The following is a 17,385-nucleotide window of genomic DNA, read 5'->3' on the forward strand; positions in this document are numbered from 1 at the left end:
ATGACCCGGGCCGGTGACACCATCACCCTCACTGCGGGGCAGCGAGGGCTGTGGTATCTGCACCTGCTCGCTCCGGGCGACACGGCATACAACACCTGTACCGCTATCGCGCTGACCGGCCCACTGTCGCCGGCTGCCCTGGGTGCGGCGATCGCCGCCGTCGGGCTGCGTCACGACACGTTGCGCGCGGTCATCCGCGACTGCGGCGAGCTGTCGCAGACATTCGCCGCCGTGCCAGCACCGCTGCGCCTGGTGGACCTGACCGGCCTGCCCGCAGCCGACCGCGAGCCTGCGGCGCGGCAAGCGGCGGAGCGGCTCGCCGCCGTGCCCTTCGACCTGGTACGCGGCCCGCTGGTGCGGTGGCTGCTGCTCCGCCTCGCCGCAGACCGGCACCTCCTGGTCTTCGACGCACACCACATCATCTTCGACCGCACTTCACTTGCGGTGGTGTGCGCCGAGCTGACGGAGCTGTACGCGGCGTACGTCGCCGGCGACGCCGTGACCGGAGCTCGTCAGCGGCGGGACGCGCAGGCGGTGTCACGTATGTGGCAGCCCGACGGTGCCGGGCTCGTCGACAGCGTCGAGTACTGGCGGGCGCAGCTTGCCGACGCGCCCCCCAGCAGTACCCCCTTCCCTGCGCCGGCCGGGTCGGTCATGTACGGAGCTGGCAGCCGCCCGGTCCGGTACGCGGTGACGGTGGGTGACACCGAACTGGCGGCGCTCGCGGGTCTCTGCGCCGAGGAGGGCGCGAGTGTCTTCATGGCGCTACTGGCCGCCAGCGCGTGCCTGATCGGCCGGTACAGCGGCCAGCGGGACATCGTGGTCGGCGCGCCGGTGTCGTTGCGCAGCGACGCCGACGAACTGGACGTGGTGGGGCTGCTGGTCAACGTGGTGCCGTTGCGGGTACGTCTGCCGCGCGGGGCTACGTTCCGTGACGTGCTCCGCCAGGCGCGCGACCGCGTGCTCGATGCGCTCGACCATCGACACGTTCCGCTTGACCGGATTCTCGACGCCCTGGGTAGTACCCGAGCGGCCGACGCGAGCCCGCTGTTCCAGGTCCTGGTCGCGCACCAGACCGAGGCGCCGACGCCGGCCCTGGCCGGAGTCGCTACCGAACTGGTTCCCGTGCCGGCCGCCACGGCGAAGTACGGGCTGACGCTGACGGCGACGGTGTCGACGGCCGGTGTCGCGGTTCTCCTTGAGGCCGACCACCGGGTAGTGACGCCGGAGGAACTGGCGGCCTTCGGTCGGCACCTGCGGACGCTGCTGCGCGGCTTCGTCGACCGGCCGGCAACCGCGGTGGACGCCATCGACCTGATGGACGCGACCGAGACCAGTGACACCCTGCGTCGTGGCCGAGGTCCGATCGTGCCGCGGCCGCCCGGCGCGAGCATGCACGGCCTGTTCGCCGAGGCGTACCGGCTGACGCCGGACGCGGTGGCATTGCTCGCCGGGGGTCCGGACGGTGATCGCCACGCCGTGAGTTACCGGGCCCTGTACCGGGCCGCGACGTCCCTCGCGGCGGTGCTGCGTGACCAGGGAGTCACGGTGGACCGACCGATCGCGGTGCTGTTGGAGCGGGGGATCGGGCTCGCGGTGGCGTACCTCGGGGTACTTTTCGCCGGTGGCGCGGTCATGCCGCTCGAGCCGGAGGATCCCGACGGGCGCCTGGCCGTCCGGCTGCGAGAGAGCGGGGCGCCGCTGGTGGTCACTGGCGGCGACCAGCTCGACCGGTGCCGGCGGTGGGGACTCGACGCGGTGGACGTCAACGACCATCTGCGGGCGCAGCCGGCGCGGCCCGTGGCCGGATGTCCGGCCGAGGTTCACCCCGCACAGGCCGCGTACGTGCTCTTCACCTCGGGTTCCAGTGGCGAACCGAAGGGTGTCGTCGTCCCGCACCGGGGCATCGTCAACCGCTTGTTGTGGATGCGTGAGAACTTCCCGCTCGCCACGGGTGAACGGTGCGTCGTCAAGACGCCGATCACCTTCGACGTCTCCATCGCCGAGCTGTTCCGGCCGCTGGTCGCCGGCGGCACTGCGGTGCTCGTCGAGGCGGGCGGCGAGCGCGATCCGCGATACCTCGTCGACCTCGTTGCGCAGGAACGGGTGGTCTTCTGTCACTTCGTACCGTCCATGTTGGGTCCGTTCCTGTCCGAGGTCGAGGCGACCGGCCGACGCCTGCCCGAGCTGCGGCTGGTGGTGTGCAGCGGGGAGGCCCTACCGGCCGCGTTGGTGGACCGTACGCACTCGACCCTCGACGTGGAGATCCACAACTTCTACGGGCCGACGGAGGCGTCGGTTGAGGTCCTGACCTCGCGGTGCGATCCGGGGAACCCGGTCTCGATCGGTCATCCCATCAGCAACACCGAGTGCCGGATCCTGGACAGCTCCTACCGGCCGGTGCCTCCCGCCGCAGTCGGTGAGGTGTTCCTCGGCGGAGACTGTCTCGCTCGCGGATACCTGCGGCAGCCGACACTGACCGCGATGAGCTTCGTGCCGGCGCCGCGCTCGACCGGGGGCGCGCGTCTGTACCGCACCGGCGACTTCGGGCACCGAGCCTCCGACGGCGCTGTCCACCTGCACGGGCGACGGGACCGCCAGCTTAAGATCCTGGGCCGGCGGGTCGAGCCCGGCGAGGTCAGCGAGCTGATCCGGCAGCAGCCAGGGGTGCTCGACGGCGCCGTCGTGCCACGTCACGACCACCTGGTCGCGTTCGTCGTCGCCGATCCGCACGCGGCGACGGCCGTCACCCCAGAGACGCTGCGTGCGGCGCTGAGCACACGGCTGCCCAGTTACCTGGTGCCGGCAGCCATCGAGATGCTCCCCGCCCTGCCGAGCACGACGAACGGTAAGGCGGACCTGCGCGAGCTGGACCGCCGGGCGGCCCTGATCGTCCTGCCGGCCATGGCCGGCACGCCACCCCGCACCGATCTGGAGCGGCGCCTCGTCGAGCTGTGGAGTGGCGTCCTGGGACGGGCCGCGGTCGGCGTCGATGTCGGATTCTTCGAGGCGGGCGGCAACTCGATGGCGCTCCTGCGCCTGCATCAGGCCCTCGTCGCCGAACTGGCCGTCGACCTGACCGTCCGCGAGTTGTTCAGCTATCCCACCATCGCGGCGTTGGCCCGCTACCTCGCGGAGCGTGACGCTGTCCTGGCCGAGAACGTCGGCACGGGGGCGGACGTGCTGGCTCGGGCGGGGCGTCGGCGCGGGGCGCTCGCCGCCGGCCGATCCGGGCGCGCACGAGGGGCGGCACGCGGATGACGGAGCTTGACGACGCGCCGGAGCCGATCGCGATCATCTCGATGGCGGGCCGCTTTCCTGGCGCCGACAGTGTGGACCAGTTCTGGGCAAACCTCTGCGCGGAGGTCGACTCGATCGACCGCTTCAGCCCGGCCGATCTGCTGCTGCGCGACCACGACCCGGAGCACGCGCTGCATCCGCGCTTCGTCGGCGCCGAGGGCCGCCTCGACGACCCCGAGCTGTTCGCCGCCGAGTTCTTCGGTTACCCGCCTCACCAGGCGGAGATCATGGACCCACAGCACCGCATCTGCCTTGAACTGGCTTGGGAGGCCATCGACGCGGTTGGCTACGACCCGGCCACCCTCGACGCTCCGACCGGCGTCTTCGTCGCCACGGCGTTCAGCACCTATCTGGTCCGTAACCTGCTGGGCCAGGACCCGGGGCGGCACCGCGAGGCGCAGCGGCGCGACGGACTCAACCTGCTGCTGCACAACGACAAGGACTTCGTTCCGTCCACCATCTCGTACCGGCTCGGACTGACCGGGCCCAGTTACGCGATCGGCTCGGCCTGCTCGTCGTCGCTGGTCGCCGTGCACGTGGCCGCCCGTAGCCTGTGGGCACAGGAATGCGACCTCGCGCTGGCCGGCGGTGTCTGCGTGCACGTGCCCCAGCAGTACGGCTATCTCAACGACGAGAACGGCATCTACTCCCCGGACGGGCGCTGCGCCGCGTTCGACGTCGCCGCGAACGGGACCGTGGGCGGCAGCGGTGCCGGCATGGTGCTGCTCAAGCGTCTCGCCGACGCACAACGCGACGGCGATCACGTGGTGGCCCTGCTGCTCGGTTCGGCGGTCAACAATGACGGCGGCGACAAGGTCGGGTACACCGCGCCAGGGGTTCGCGGCCAACGCGACGCGATCATCGAGGCGCACGCGGTCGCGGGGGTGTCGGCCGACAGCATCGGCCTGGTCGAGGCGCACGGCACCGGTACCCGGCTCGGCGACCCGGTTGAGGTCGAGGCGCTCACCCAGGCGTTCCAGGTGGGTACCGCGCGGCAGGGGTACTGCGCGTTGGGCTCGGTCAAGAGCAACATCGGTCACCTTGACGCGGCCGCGGGCATCGCTGGCCTGGTCAAGGCGGCAATGTCGGTCCGCACCGGAGTGATACCAGCCAGTCTGCACGTCGAGGAGCCGAACGCGGCACTCGGCCTGCCGCGAACCCCGTTCTTCGTGCCACCGACGACGGTCGGATGGCCGGTCTCCGACCAACCGCGCAGGGCCGGGGTCAGCTCGTTCGGCATGGGCGGGACGAACGCGCACGTCGTGCTTGAGGAACCACCCGTGCCCGTGCCCCGGGACCGGCGGCTGCGCGCCGGGCAGGTGCTCACCCTCTCGGCCACGGACACCGACACGCTCACCGCCACCGCCCGGGACCTGGCCGACCACCTGCGTGAGCACCCCGACAGCGACCTCGCGGACGTCGCCGGGACACTCGCCGGACGGCGGGCGTTGCCGTACCGCCGGGCGGTGCTGGCCGCAGACCTGGCCGGGGCGGTCGCCGCGCTCAGCGCGCCCTCGGACACGGTGGCGCCAGCCACTGCGCGTCAGGTGATCCTCCTGCTCGGCGATCTGTCCATGACGCCGGACCTCGAGTCCGTAGCCGCCGTCGAGGTGACGCCGCACGAGTACTGGCAGGAGTGCGTGGCGGCATTCGCGGCCGCCGGCTTCGACCTGCCCGGCGCAGCCGAGGGGCATGCCGCGCGGCGCTACGCCCACGGCTACGCGTACGGGCGGACGTTGCGGGCCTGGGGCGTACGTCCCACGGCGACCGTGGCGGCGGGCCCGGAGCTGCTTGCGGCTCAGACCTTGACAGGTGCGCTGACGACAGCTGAGGCAGTACGCCTGGTGCTGCGCGACGACGGGACGGTCGCCACGGACCCCGGACGGCTGGCCCGCGAGGTCGGCGGTCACCTGAACGGTCAGCCATCCGTCGTGGTGGTGCTGGGTGACTCGGAACTCGTCGATGCGTTACGTCGCGAGTGCTCCGATGAGCAGTCGATAGTGGACATGATCGGCGCCGGACCCGCAGACGACCGGCCGACGATGCCGCTCACCGGTGCACTTGCCCGGCTCTGGGTCACCGGGGTGGACGTGGACTGGGCAGAGCTGCATCGGGCTCAGCGCACCCGCCGCGTTCCCGTTCCGAGCCGCCGACTGCAGCGGCGTCGGTACTGGGTCGACCCGCCGGCCCGGCCGGTGCCCTTCGCCGACCTGGTGGAGCTGGGCGGGCCGCTGCGGCGCGAGGTGGCGCGACAGCGCGGCGAGCCGCCAGGCATCGATGACTACCCGGGCCTGCGCGAGGATCTCGACAGGTTCTGCGCGCAGTTGGCGCTCTGGAGCCTGCGTCGCGTCGGGCTGGACGTGCGGGCGGGTACCACCCACGATGCCGCCGAGTTGCCGCGACGCCTCGGCGTGCTCCCGGCCCTGCGCCGGCTCCTCGACGCGATGCTGACGATGTTGCTCGCCGACGGCTACGTGGTCCGCGACGGCGACCGGCTGCGGTTCACGTCCCTGCTGGACGGGACCGCGACCGGCGACGAGGAGGTGGTTGCCGCCGGCCGAAAGCTCACGCTCGACCATCCGGAGTTCGCCGGGCTGGTCCACCTGCTGCTGCACTGTGCCCGGGGCTACCCTCGCGCCCTGCGTGAACCGGGCGAGGCGCGGCGCCTGCTGTGCCCGGAGGGGGACAGCGATCTACCGGAACGCGGCCTCTCGCGGTACACCGTGGCACACCGCGCCGCGCCAGGGCTGGCCGCAACGCTGGGCACACTCCTGGACGATCTGGTGTCCCGGTTGGACCGGCCGGTGCGTGTCCTCGAGGTGGGCGCCGGCCTCGGCGGCCTCACCAGCGTGCTCGCCGCCGGGCACGGCGCGGGCAAGCTGATCTACCACGCCACGGACATCTCCCGGGCGTCCGTGTCCCGGCTCGCCACCCTTGCCCGGGAGCGCGGGTGGGACTGGGTGCGGGCCGACGTCCTCGACATCACGGCGGATCCTGCGGCCCAAGGGTTCGGCGGCCACCGGTACGACCTGATCTGCGGTTTGGACGTGCTGCATGCCGTACCCGACCTGCGGGAGTGCATCGCCGGCCTGCGGTCGGTTCTCGCCCCCGGCGGACTCCTCGCGCTGATCGAAACCACCGCCACCGACCGTTGGACGACCCTGGTGTGGGGGCTGTCCCCGGGACGGTCGGAATACGGTGACGCGTGCCACCACAACCCCTTGCTGAGCGCCGACAACTGGCGTGCTCTGTTGGGGGAGAGCGGCTTCGACGGGTACGAGGTGCTCGTCCCGACGCACGGGCCGCGCGATGCCGCGCTGCTGCTGGCGCAGGAGCCGGGGCGGCTCGCCGGCACGCCACGTGCGCCGAGCGCTCCCGCCTGGCCGGCCAAGCGGGCCGACCTTGCCACGTGGTCCTACGTTCCCGGGTGGCGGCACGGGCCATCGGTGGCCCCGGCAGCGAGCGGAACCGACGGGATCTGCCTGCTCTTCTCGGGGGTGCCGGGCAACGCCGACGTCGAGTTGGGCGCGCTGGTGCGCGAGCGGCTCGCCGCCCGTGGGCTACGGGTGGTCACCGTCGCAGCCGGGCCGACACCGGAGGCGAGCCACACCACGCTCATGCGGCGTCTCGCCGAGGCGGATGGGCCGGTACGCCTGGTGGTGCACCTCTGGGCCGCGGAAGACTCCTGGTCCCGCCGGGGCCCGGTCACTGCTGAGGCACTGCCCGACAGCCAGCGGTTCGGGCTGCACAGCCTGCTCGACCTCGCTCGGGCACTCGACACCGTCGCAACGGGTGACCCGGTGCGCTTGATCGCCGTCACCGTCGGCACCCAGGCGGTCCTCGGCGACGAGGTGCGGCACCCGGAGCACGCCACCGTCGCGGCCGCCGCCAAGGTGATACCTCGGGAGTACCCCTGGCTGTCCTGCACGGCGATGGACATCGACGACGTCTCCGTGCTGCCGTATCTGGCGGACCGGGTCGTCGACGAGTTGATGGCCGCCGACGAATCCACGATCGTCGGATACCGCGGTCGCCGCCGCTTCGTACCGCAGTACCTGGCCGAGCCGCTGGGGCCGGCGACCACGCCCGTGGTCGCGCCGCGGACCGGCGGGGTCTACCTCGTCTGCGGCGGCCTCGGCGGTCTGGGTCTGAGCATCGCCGAGTGGCTCGGCACGGCGTCTTCGAGCGTGGTGCTGACCAGCCGACGCGACTTCCCCGCCGCCCACACCTGGGACACCTACGACTCCGGTGACAACGCTACGGCGCGTGCGGTACGCCGGTTGCGCGTCTTGCGGGCAGCCGGGGCGCGGGTCGAGGTGGTCCGGGCGGACGTGACCGACGCGGCGCGCATGCGCGCGGTCATCACCGCCGCGGAGGACCGTTACGGGCCGCTCACCGGGGTCGTGCACGCCGCCGGAGTGACGGACACGGCCGGCATGATCCAGCGCCGTAGCGCCGCCGACACCGACGCCGTGATCCGGGCGAAGACCATCGGCCCGCTGGTGCTCGATGAGGCCCTTGGCGAACGCCGACTCGACTTCTTCGTGCTCTGCTCGTCGATCGGTACGGTGTTGTACAAGATCAAGTTCGGTGAGATCGGCTACCTCGCGGGCAACGAGTTCGTGGACGCCTTCGCGGAGTACCGCCGCTCCCGTGGCCGTACGGAGACGGTGGCCGTCAACTGGAGCGACTGGCTTGACGACGGCATGGGAGCCGATGCGCAACGTCGGCTGGGTGAGCGCTACCACACCAACGGTCCGAGTCCCACCGATGACCTGCTGGGCGGGCTCAGCCACGCGGAGGGGGTGGAGATGCTCGCACGCATAGTGGGCCACGGGGTCGGCCCACGGGTGGTGGTGTCCACCCAGGATCTCGACGAGATGCTGGCCCGGCACGCCTCGTTCAGCACCGCCGACCACCTGGCCGCGGTGAGCGGTCTGCGGGCGGTCGCGCCCACCCCGCCGGCCCGGCCCGCGTCCGCCGACACGTTGACCGATCCGGCCGAGCGCACCCTTGCCGGCTTCTTCACCGACCTGCTCGGTGTGCCGCAGATCGCCCCCACCGACGACTTCTTCGAACTGGGCGGCGACTCGCTCATCGCGTTGCGGCTGTTGGCGATGCTCCGCGACGAGTACGGCGTGGAACTGTCGATGGGGGTGGTGTTCGACACTCCGACCGTCAGAGGGCTCGCCAGAGCGGTCGACCGTGCCCGCACCACGGCCGACGGCGAGAAGGAGGCGTCTTGACGAGCGTTGTGCCCGCTGCGGCGGGGGAGGTCCTCTCGTCCGCCCAGGAACGGATGTGGCTGCACGCGGCGCTCTCGCCCGACGACACCGCGTACCACCTTCCGCTGCGTGTCGACATCGCGGGCGCGCTGGACCCGGTGGCGCTGCGTGCGGCTCTCACCGAGGTGTTCCGCCGGCACGACGTGCTACGTACCCGCTACATCGTGCGGCGCGGTAGGCCTCACCCGGTGACCGATTCCCCCGGCCCGGTCGAGCTGCCGTTGGTGGACCTGGCCGGCTTGCCGGCCGAGGTCCGCCACGACGCGGTCCACCGGCTCTCCGAGGTCGCGGCGCTGCGGCGGTTCGACCTCACCCGTGGGCCGGTCCTGCGGGTGCTGCTGGTGCGGGAATCGCCGGTCCGACACAGTCTGCTGGTCACCCGGCACCACATCGCCAGCGACGGCTGGTCGCTCGGGATCCTCCTCAGAGAACTGGGCGAGTGCTATGCCGCGTACCGCGCGGGGCGGATGCACGGGCTGGCGCCGCTGCCCGTCCAGTTCGCCGACTTTGCCGCCTGGCAACGGGCCAGCGCGGCCTCCGCGTCGCGTGAGGCGTCGCTCGGGCGCTGGACCGCCCGGCTGTCCGGTGCGACGTCGGACGTCGACATCGTGCGCGCCCTGGATCCCGACGCCCCACCGACATCGACGCGGAGCGTGCACCTGCGGATCGAACCTGAGCTGGCGGCCCGGGTGCGGGCCGGTGCGCGGGCGGCGCGTACCACCACCTTCACCCTTCTCGTGACCGCGTTCGGTTGGGCCGTCGCCGGCGGGTCCGACCGGCCGGACCTCGTTGTCGGTACGCCGGCCGCAGGACGACCCCGCCGGGAGTTGGAGCAGCTCATCGGCTGCTTCGCCACGATGCTGCCGCTCCGCTTGGAGTACGCGCGCCGCCGGTCGTTCGAGGACAACGTCCGCGCCGCCCACGTCGTTCTGATGGAGGCACTCGACAACCAGGACGTGCCGCTCGAGCGCATCATCGAGCGGCTGCGGCCAGCACGCACCCCGCACGACAACCCGATGTTCGTCATCAGCTTCACCATGCAGAACACGCCCAGCCCGGACATCGAACTCTCCGGCCTGGTGGCCCGCGCCGCCCCGATGATCCCGGTCGGGCCGAAGTTCGCGCTCGCCGCCACGGTCAACGAGCGGGACGGCGGGTTCGACGTCGAGCTGGAGTACGACCCCCGCCGGGTCTCCCACGCCACCGCGGGGCACGTCCTCACGGTGATGCGTGAGACGCTCGCCGCCGGTACGGCCACGCCGCAGACACCGCTGCGGGACATCGGCCGGGCGTCGAACCCGGTACACGCCGATCACTCACCCGTCGCGTCGCCGACGGCCTGCCTGCACACGCTCGTCGAGACCGTGGCTGCCCGGCAGCCCGACGCGATCGCGGCCAGCCACGACGGGAGCCAGCTCAGCTACCGGGCGCTCGACCAGCGGGCGCGACGCCTCGCCGCAGTGCTGTCGGCGCACGGTGTCGGGCCGGAGAGCCTGGTGGCGCTCTGCGTCGAACCGTCGCTGGACCTGCTGGTGGGTGCCCTGGGGATTCTGCGGGCGGGTGCCGGCTACCTGCCGCTGGATCCGGCCGATCCGCCGGCCCGCCGCGACCGGATCTGCGTCGACGCCGGGGTGCGACTCGCGGTGACCCGCCCCGGGCTGCTCGGTGCCGATATCGGTCAGGTGCACCTCGACGCGGGGGCACCGGTCGACGCGGATCCGCCCCCGCCAGTGCTCCGTGCACCCCGCGCCTGTCCCGACAACGTCGCCTACACGATCTACACGTCGGGTAGCACCGGGGCGCCGAAGGGCGTGGTGGTGACCCACGCGAACCTGGCTGGCGTCGTCGCTGGGGTGCGGACGGTCCTGCCGGAGCTGGGTCCGGAGGATGCCTGGTCGCTGACGCATTCGCCCGGCTTCGACGTCTCGGTGTTCGAGATGTGGGGCGCGCTGCTCACCGGCGGCCGCCTGCTGATCGCGCCGACCGGCCTCGCGCGTACCCCCGACGAACTCTGGCGGCTGCTCGTGCAGGAGCGGGTGAGCATATTGAGCCAGACCCCGAACGCGTTCCACCAGCTTTCCTCGATAGCCCGGCGGGCCGGTTCGACCGGCGCACTGCGGATGGTGCTGCTCGCAGGCGAGGCGTGTGACGTAGCGCGCCTCAAGGACTGGCTGGCCAGGGACGCCGACGCGCCGACGATGGTGAACCTGTACGGCATCACCGAAACCACCGTCCACGCGACGGTACGTCCGCTCGACGCCGCCGACGTGGACGTTCCGGTGAGCCCGCTGGGACGGGCCATCCCGGGGCAGTCCGTCGAGGTGCTCGACCCCGACGGACGGCCCGTGCCGCCCGGTGGTCAAGGGGAGTTGTACGTCGGCGGCGTCGGCGTCGCGCGCGGGTACCTCGACCGGCCCGGACTCACCGCCCTACGGTTCCTCCCGGACGACCGGTCGGGCGTTCCCGGCGTGCGGCGGTACCGCTCCGGTGACGTGGCCCGGCTCCTTCCCAACGGTGAGCCGGCGTACCTCGGCCGCCGCGACAGCCAGGTCAAGCTGCGCGGGTACCGGATCGAGCCGGCCGAGATCGAGTCGGTGCTCGGTACGCATCCCGATGTGGCGGCGGTCGCGGTGGTCCTGCGCACCGCGGCGCACCGCAGTTTTCTCATCGGCTACGTGGTGGCGTCGGACACGACCGTCACCGAGGATCAGCTGCGCGCTTTCCTGGCACAACGGCTGCCCCGGCACATGGTCCCGTCCCGGCTGATCCTGATCAAGGCATTGCCCCTGACCCGTAACGGCAAGGTGGACCGTGTGGCGCTCGCCGCCGCGCCGGTGACCCCGGACAGGACCGCCGACGCCACCGCACGGACCGCCACCGAAAAGGTCCTCGCGGACATTCTGGCCGAGTTGCTCGGCTACCTGTCCCCGGACGCGATCGGCGTGCGGGACAACCTCTTCGCCATCGGCGGGGACTCGCTCGTGGTGACCCAGCTGCATGCGCGCATCGTGGAGACGTTTCAGGTCGATCCGCCGGTACGCCGCATCTACCAGGCGATCGACCTCGCCTCGCTGGCAGCCACTGTCGACGAGCTGTGCGCCGACCAACACAGCGCCGCCGTCCGGGCCGCCCTCGCCGAACTGGCGCGGGAAGAGACATGAGCGACCGGCCGAGGAACATCGTCGACATGGCGCGCGAGCACGCGCACCGACACCCGGACCGGCCGGCGTACGTGTACCTCGAGGACGGCGAGACCGAGTCGACGCGTTGCGACTTCGGCACCGTCGACACCCGGAGCCGGGCCATTGCGGCGGTGCTGCGGGAGCGAGGGCTCACCGGCGAGCGGGTGCTCATCGCCTATCCGTCGGGCATCGAGTACGTGCAGGCGTTCCTCGGCTGCCTCTATGCGGGTGCCGTGGCGGTGCCCGCGGATCTGCCGCAGGCCGTGGGCAGCCGGCACCGGATCGAGACCATCCGCGGTGACTGCGCCCCGGCGGCGGTGCTCGCACCTTCGGCGGGACAGACGCCGGTGGCGTTGGCGGGGCTGCTTCGCATCGACGTCGCCGAGGTGCCGGACGCCGCTGCCGACGACTGGCGGGACCCGGCGCTCGCCCGAGCGGATCTGGCCTTCCTGCAGTACACCTCCGGCTCCACGGGCGACCCACGCGGCGTCATGGTCAGCCACGGCAACATCCTGGCGAACGAGGCACTCATCGCCGCGGCGTGCCGGCACGACGAGAACTCGACGTTCGTCGGCTGGCAGCCGCTGTTCCACGACATGGGGCTGGTCGCCAACATCATGCAGCCGCTCTATCTCGGCGCGCTCTCCGTGCTGATGCCGCCGACGGGGTTCCTGCAGCGACCGCTGCGATGGCTGACCGCGATCTCCCGGTACCGTGCCCACACCAGTGGCGGACCCAACTTCGCCTACGAGATGTGCCTGCCCTTCGCGGCGGAGGCGGTACGTGACGGGCTGGACCTGAGCGGCTGGCGGGTGGCGTTCAACGCTGCGGAGCCGGTACGCGAGTCGACCGTGCGGGCGTTCGCCGAGGCCTTCGCGCCGTGCGGGTTCGCGGCGGAGGCAAGCTTCCCGTGCTTCGGCCTGGCGGAGGCGACCTTGCTGGTCACCGGGGCGCGACGGGACGCAGCGCCGCGCGTCGTTCGTGCCGACCGCCACGCTCTTGGCGAGGGTCGCGTCGCGCCGCCGACGGCCGCCGACCGCGAGGTGGCGCTCGTGAGTTGCGGCCCGGCCGGTCTCGACACCGAGGTGCGGGTGGTCGACACGGAGTCTGGCCGCGCCTGCCCGGATGGGGCGACCGGGGAGATCTGGGTGTCCGGGGGCGGCGTCGCAGCAGGATACTGGCGTCGGCCGACGGAGTCGGCGGACGTGTTCGGCCGCCACCTGGCCGAGAGCCCGGGCCGGACATTCCTGCGTACGGGAGACCTCGGCTGCCTCGTCGACGGCGAGCTGTACGTCACCGGCCGGGTCAAGGACATGATCGTCGTACGTGGTCAGAACTTCTACCCCCAGGACCTGGAGCAGATTGCCGAGGGCGCACATGCGGCGCTGCGTCCCGGCGCCGTCGCGGCGTTCGGTGTGCGGGTCGGCGGCGAGGAGCGGGTGGTGCTCTGCTGCGAGCTGCGTTCCTACGGCCGGGACGCTCGCGCCGCCGAGGTGGGGTACGCGGTACGTGCCCGGCTGCTGAGCCGGCATGGCATCGCGCCGCACACCCTGGTGGTCCTGCGCCGCGGTGGAGTGCCGAAGACGACGAGTGGGAAGCTGCGCCGGCGTACCTGCCGTGATGCGTACCTGGACGGACGCCTTCCCGTGTACGCCGAGCTGACCCTGGACCGGCCGACCGGCTCGGCGGTGCTCCCCGCAGCTACCGAGCTGACCAGCCTCGGCCGGGAGCGAGGTGCCGCGCGCCTCGCCGACGCGATGCTGGCGGCCCTGCCCGACGCGAGGCCGGGTTCGGACGCCGCCGCGGTTTCGCTGGCCGAGCTGGGTGCCAATTCCGTGCAGACCCTGGAACTGCAGCATGCCCTTGCCGTCGACTACGGCGTCGACCTCGGGCTGAGCCGGCTGCTCGGCGGTGCCAGCGTCGCCGAACTCGCTGACCAGGTGCTGCTCGCGATGCTCTCCGGCACGCCCCGTCCGGCAACACCCCAGCCGGCATCCGCACCCGACCGGGATGCAGCGGAGCCGGCCGGGCTGACGTGCGCCGACGGCTGGCAGCCACTGACCGAGCGGCAGCGAGCACTCTGGTTCGAGCAGCAACTGGCCCCCGGGGCCGCCTACCACCTCGCCCGGGCGTTCGGGCTGCGCGGCGACGTGGATTCGAGGCGGCTCGCCGACGCTCTCGCTCTTCTGGCCGGGCGGCACGAAGCGTTGCGCATGCGATTCGTGGAGCGCGACGGCGAGCCGTACTGCCGGGCGGCCGAAGAGGTGCCGGTGCTCGCGCACCTGGATGTGTCGGGACTGTCCGCCGATGGCGTTGACCGGCTGCTCGCCGACCTCGCCGACCAGCCGTTCGACCTCGCTACCGAGCCGCCGGTGCGAATGATCCTGCTGGAGCGGGGGGCGGGTGGCCGGGTCCTGCTGCTCGTGGCCCACCATCTCGTCGCCGACTTCTGGTCCGTCGTGGTGCTGCTGCGGGAACTGGGCACGCTGCTCGACGGTGCCGGTACGTCGGTCGGGTGCGGACCCCTGGCCCGCCACGCGGATCTCGTCGCGGCCGAACGCCGGCTGGTCAGCGGTGCCGAGGGCGAGACCCGCCGGCAGTACTGGCGTGAAGCGCTCGACGGCGTTCCCGACCTCCTGGAGCTGCCCGTCGATCGGCCACGCCCCGCCCGGCGCGGGTTCGCCGGCGCGGTGCACACCTTCCGGATTCCGGCACCGCTGGTCGAGGCGCTGCGGGTCCTGGCCCGGACGGAGGGTTGCACGCTGTTCACGACGCTGCTCAGCGCGTACCAGCTTTTGCTGCACCGGTTGACCGGCCAGCCGGATCTGGTCGTCGGCACCCTTGCCGCCGGGCGCGCCGATCCGGCGACCGCCGGGACGATCGGGTACCTGGTCGACGTCCTGCCGATCCGCTCCCGCTACCTGCCCGGCGAGACCCAGGTCGACCGGCTCCATCGCACCCGCCAGGCGGTGCTCGCCGCGATCGGACACAGCGGGTACCCGTACGCCCGGATCGTCGCTGACCGCGGTACCCGGCGCGACCCCGGGCGCGCGGCGCTCGTGCAGAGCATGTTCGTGATGCACCGCGAGTACCGCGCCGGTACGGTCGACGACGGGCTCACGGCGCTGGCGCTCGGCGTGCCCGCACCGGTCCAGGTGGGCGGGCTGGCCGGCGATGCGCTGCCCGTGGCCCGCCGCTGGGCGCAGCTCGACCTCTTGCTGGGCGTCGCGGAGGTGGGTGACGAACTCGTCGGCAGCTGGGAATATCGGGCTGACCTGTTCCATGAGGCGACCATCGCCGCCTTCGGCGACGCGTTCGTCCAGCTGCTGGCGGAGATGACGCACGCTCCGCACGCACCGGTCGGCCGGGCCAGCCCGCTCGACCCTGCTGCGCGAGGCCGCCAGCTCACCGCGGGCCGAGGAGTCCGGCGTACCGAGGGACGCGACGCCGCCCTGCACGAACTCGTGGCGGCCATGGCCCGCCGCGACCCGGACGCGGTCGCGGTGGTCGCCCCGGGCGGTGAGCACCTGACCTACGCCGGCCTGCACCGCGCCTCGGCGACTCTTGCCCGCCGGCTGCGCGGGCGTGGCGTACGGGCCGAGCAGGTGGTCGCGGTACGGCTGGACCGCAGCCTTGCGATGGTCGTCGCGTACCTGGGCGTGCTCTACGCCGGTGGCGTGGTGCTGCCGCTGGATCCGGCGGAGCCCAACCCACGCCAGGAGAGCATGCTGCGTGACTCCGGGGCCCGGCTGATGCTGGCCGCCGACGCCGACGCCGCCGCGGACCACGACGGTGTCGTCACGCTGGCCCTCGCCGACTCCGCCGATCTCGATACGCCGGGCGTGGTGATGCCGGCACACCCGGCGCAGGCGGCCTACCTGCTCTACACCTCCGGGTCCACCGGGAAACCCAAGGGGGTGCTCGTCGCCCACCAGGCAATCGTCAACCGCATCGTCTGGATGCAGGAGCATTACCGGCTGACGCCCGGGGAACGGGTGCTGCAGAAGACCGCGCTCACCTTCGACGTGTCGCTGTGGGAGCTGTTCTGGCCGTTGACCACGGGCGGATGCCTCGTCCTGGCGGAGCCGGGCGGGCACCGGGACGCCGGATACCTGCTCGATGTCCTTGCCCGTGAGCGGATCGCGGCGGTGCATTTCGTTCCGACCATGCTGGCGTCCGTACTGGCCGAGACCGGGCCTGCCCTGGCGCGGGACCTACCCTGGCTGCGTCAGGTCGTGTGCAGTGGCGAGGAGCTGCCGGTGCCGCTGGCCGACGCGGCGATGGCGACGCTGCCCGCCCTGCTGGACAACCTGTACGGTCCCACCGAGGCGGCCGTCGACGTGACCGCTTGGCGGTGCACTCCTGAACCCCGACCCAGGACCCCGATCGGCCGACCGATCGCGAACGTCGAGTGCCGCGTCCTGGACGACCAGCGGGCCCTCGTCGTGCCGCGTGCGCCGGGCCGCCTCCACCTGGGCGGCGTCTGCCTCGCCCGCGGGTACCACCGCAGGCCGGGCCTGACCGCGCAGCGGTTCGTACCGGTGCCCGACGCCGATGTCGGCGCGCGCTTCTACGACACCGGTGACCTGGCCCGGATGGACGTCGAGGGCAACCTGGTCTACCTGGGCCGCGACGACCAGCAGGTGAAGATCGGCGGGGTCCGGATCGAGCTGGGCGAGGTCACCGAGACGCTGCGGACCCAGCCGGGCGTCGCCGCTGCGACCGCGGTGGTGACCGACGAGAGGGCGGGACAGCCGGTGCTCCTCGGGTTCGTTGTCCCCGTGGCCGGCGACCCGGCCTCGGTGGACACCGCAGCTCTGCGCGAGCGGCTGCGCGGGCTGCTGCCCGCGGCGATGGTGCCCACCACCATTCACTCCATGGCGGCGCTTCCGGTCACCGCCAGCGGCAAGCTCGACGTGGCCACCTTGACCCGCCAGCGTCCCACGCCACCCGTGGCGTCCGCCGACCCGCCGCGTTCCCCCATCGAACGCCGCATCGCCGGTCTCTGTGGCACCCACCTGGGGCTCGACGAGGTCGACATGGACCGCGACTTCTTCGCGCTGGGTGGTGACTCGATCCGCGCGCTGCGGCTGGTGAGTGCCGCCCGTGCCGCCGGTCTCGCGCTGACCGTCGGCGATGTGCTGAGCGCCCCGAGCATTCGGGCGCTCGCCGCGCGCGTCGGCACCGACAGCCCCCCCGCCGTGGAACGGCTCGCCCCGTTCGCGTTGTGCCCGGCTGCCGCGGGCCGCCCGGGCCTGGTCGACGCGTACCCGATCTCCATGGCCCAGCGTTCGCTGCTGTTCCATCAGGGCCACAATCCGTCCTACCAGGTGTACGTCAGCAGCGTCGAGGTGGCCGTGCGGCTGGACGCCACAGCCCTGACGGCCGCCGTGGACGCCATCGTCGACCGGCACCCGTACCTTCGGTCCAGCTTCGATCTCACGTCGTACGACCAGCCGGCACAACTGGTCCATGCCCGGTTGCCGGCCGCCCTGGAGATCGTCGACCTGCGAGGTTTCGGCGAGTCGCTGCGACGGGCCGCAGAGGGCGACTGGCTGCGCGCGGAGGCGCTCCGTCCGTTCGACACCGCCTCGGGGCCGCTCGTGCGTTTCGCCGGC

The 17,385-nt window shown here is 72.3% G+C and carries 4 protein-coding genes (1 of these 4 running past the window's edge); all 4 read left to right on the plus strand.

From position 1 onward, the window contains the following. Tightly spaced (each overlapping or abutting the next), the 4 genes in view from Vlu01_RS08360 to Vlu01_RS08375 form a layout consistent with a single transcriptional unit that may run on beyond the window. Positions 1 to 3,261, plus strand: coding sequence for a non-ribosomal peptide synthetase (locus tag Vlu01_RS08360; RefSeq protein ID WP_203996235.1), 3,261 nt, complete (start codon positions 1 to 3; stop codon positions 3,259 to 3,261). Next, the gene (locus tag Vlu01_RS08365; RefSeq protein WP_203996241.1) at positions 3,258 to 8,546 is read left to right on the plus strand and encodes an SDR family NAD(P)-dependent oxidoreductase; all 5,289 of its coding nucleotides are present in this window, start codon (positions 3,258 to 3,260) and stop codon (positions 8,544 to 8,546) included. Before Vlu01_RS08360 ends, Vlu01_RS08365 begins: the two co-directional genes overlap by 4 nt. Then, positions 8,543 to 11,746: a non-ribosomal peptide synthetase gene (locus Vlu01_RS08370; protein WP_203996242.1), complete on the plus strand. Its 3,204-nt coding sequence runs from the start codon at positions 8,543 to 8,545 to the stop codon at positions 11,744 to 11,746. The genes Vlu01_RS08365 and Vlu01_RS08370 overlap by 4 nt, the downstream gene beginning before the upstream one ends. Beyond that, positions 11,743 to 17,385, plus strand: the 5' portion of a protein-coding gene (locus Vlu01_RS08375) for a non-ribosomal peptide synthetase (RefSeq protein WP_203996250.1). 939 nt of this gene lie beyond the right edge of the window; only the first 5,643 of its 6,582 coding nucleotides appear in the window; the start codon lies at positions 11,743 to 11,745; its stop codon lies off the right edge, out of view. The genes Vlu01_RS08370 and Vlu01_RS08375 overlap by 4 nt, the downstream gene beginning before the upstream one ends.

The sequence above is a fragment of the Micromonospora lutea genome (assembly GCF_016863535.1).
Classification (GTDB): Bacteria; Actinomycetota; Actinomycetes; order Mycobacteriales; family Micromonosporaceae; genus Micromonospora; species Micromonospora lutea.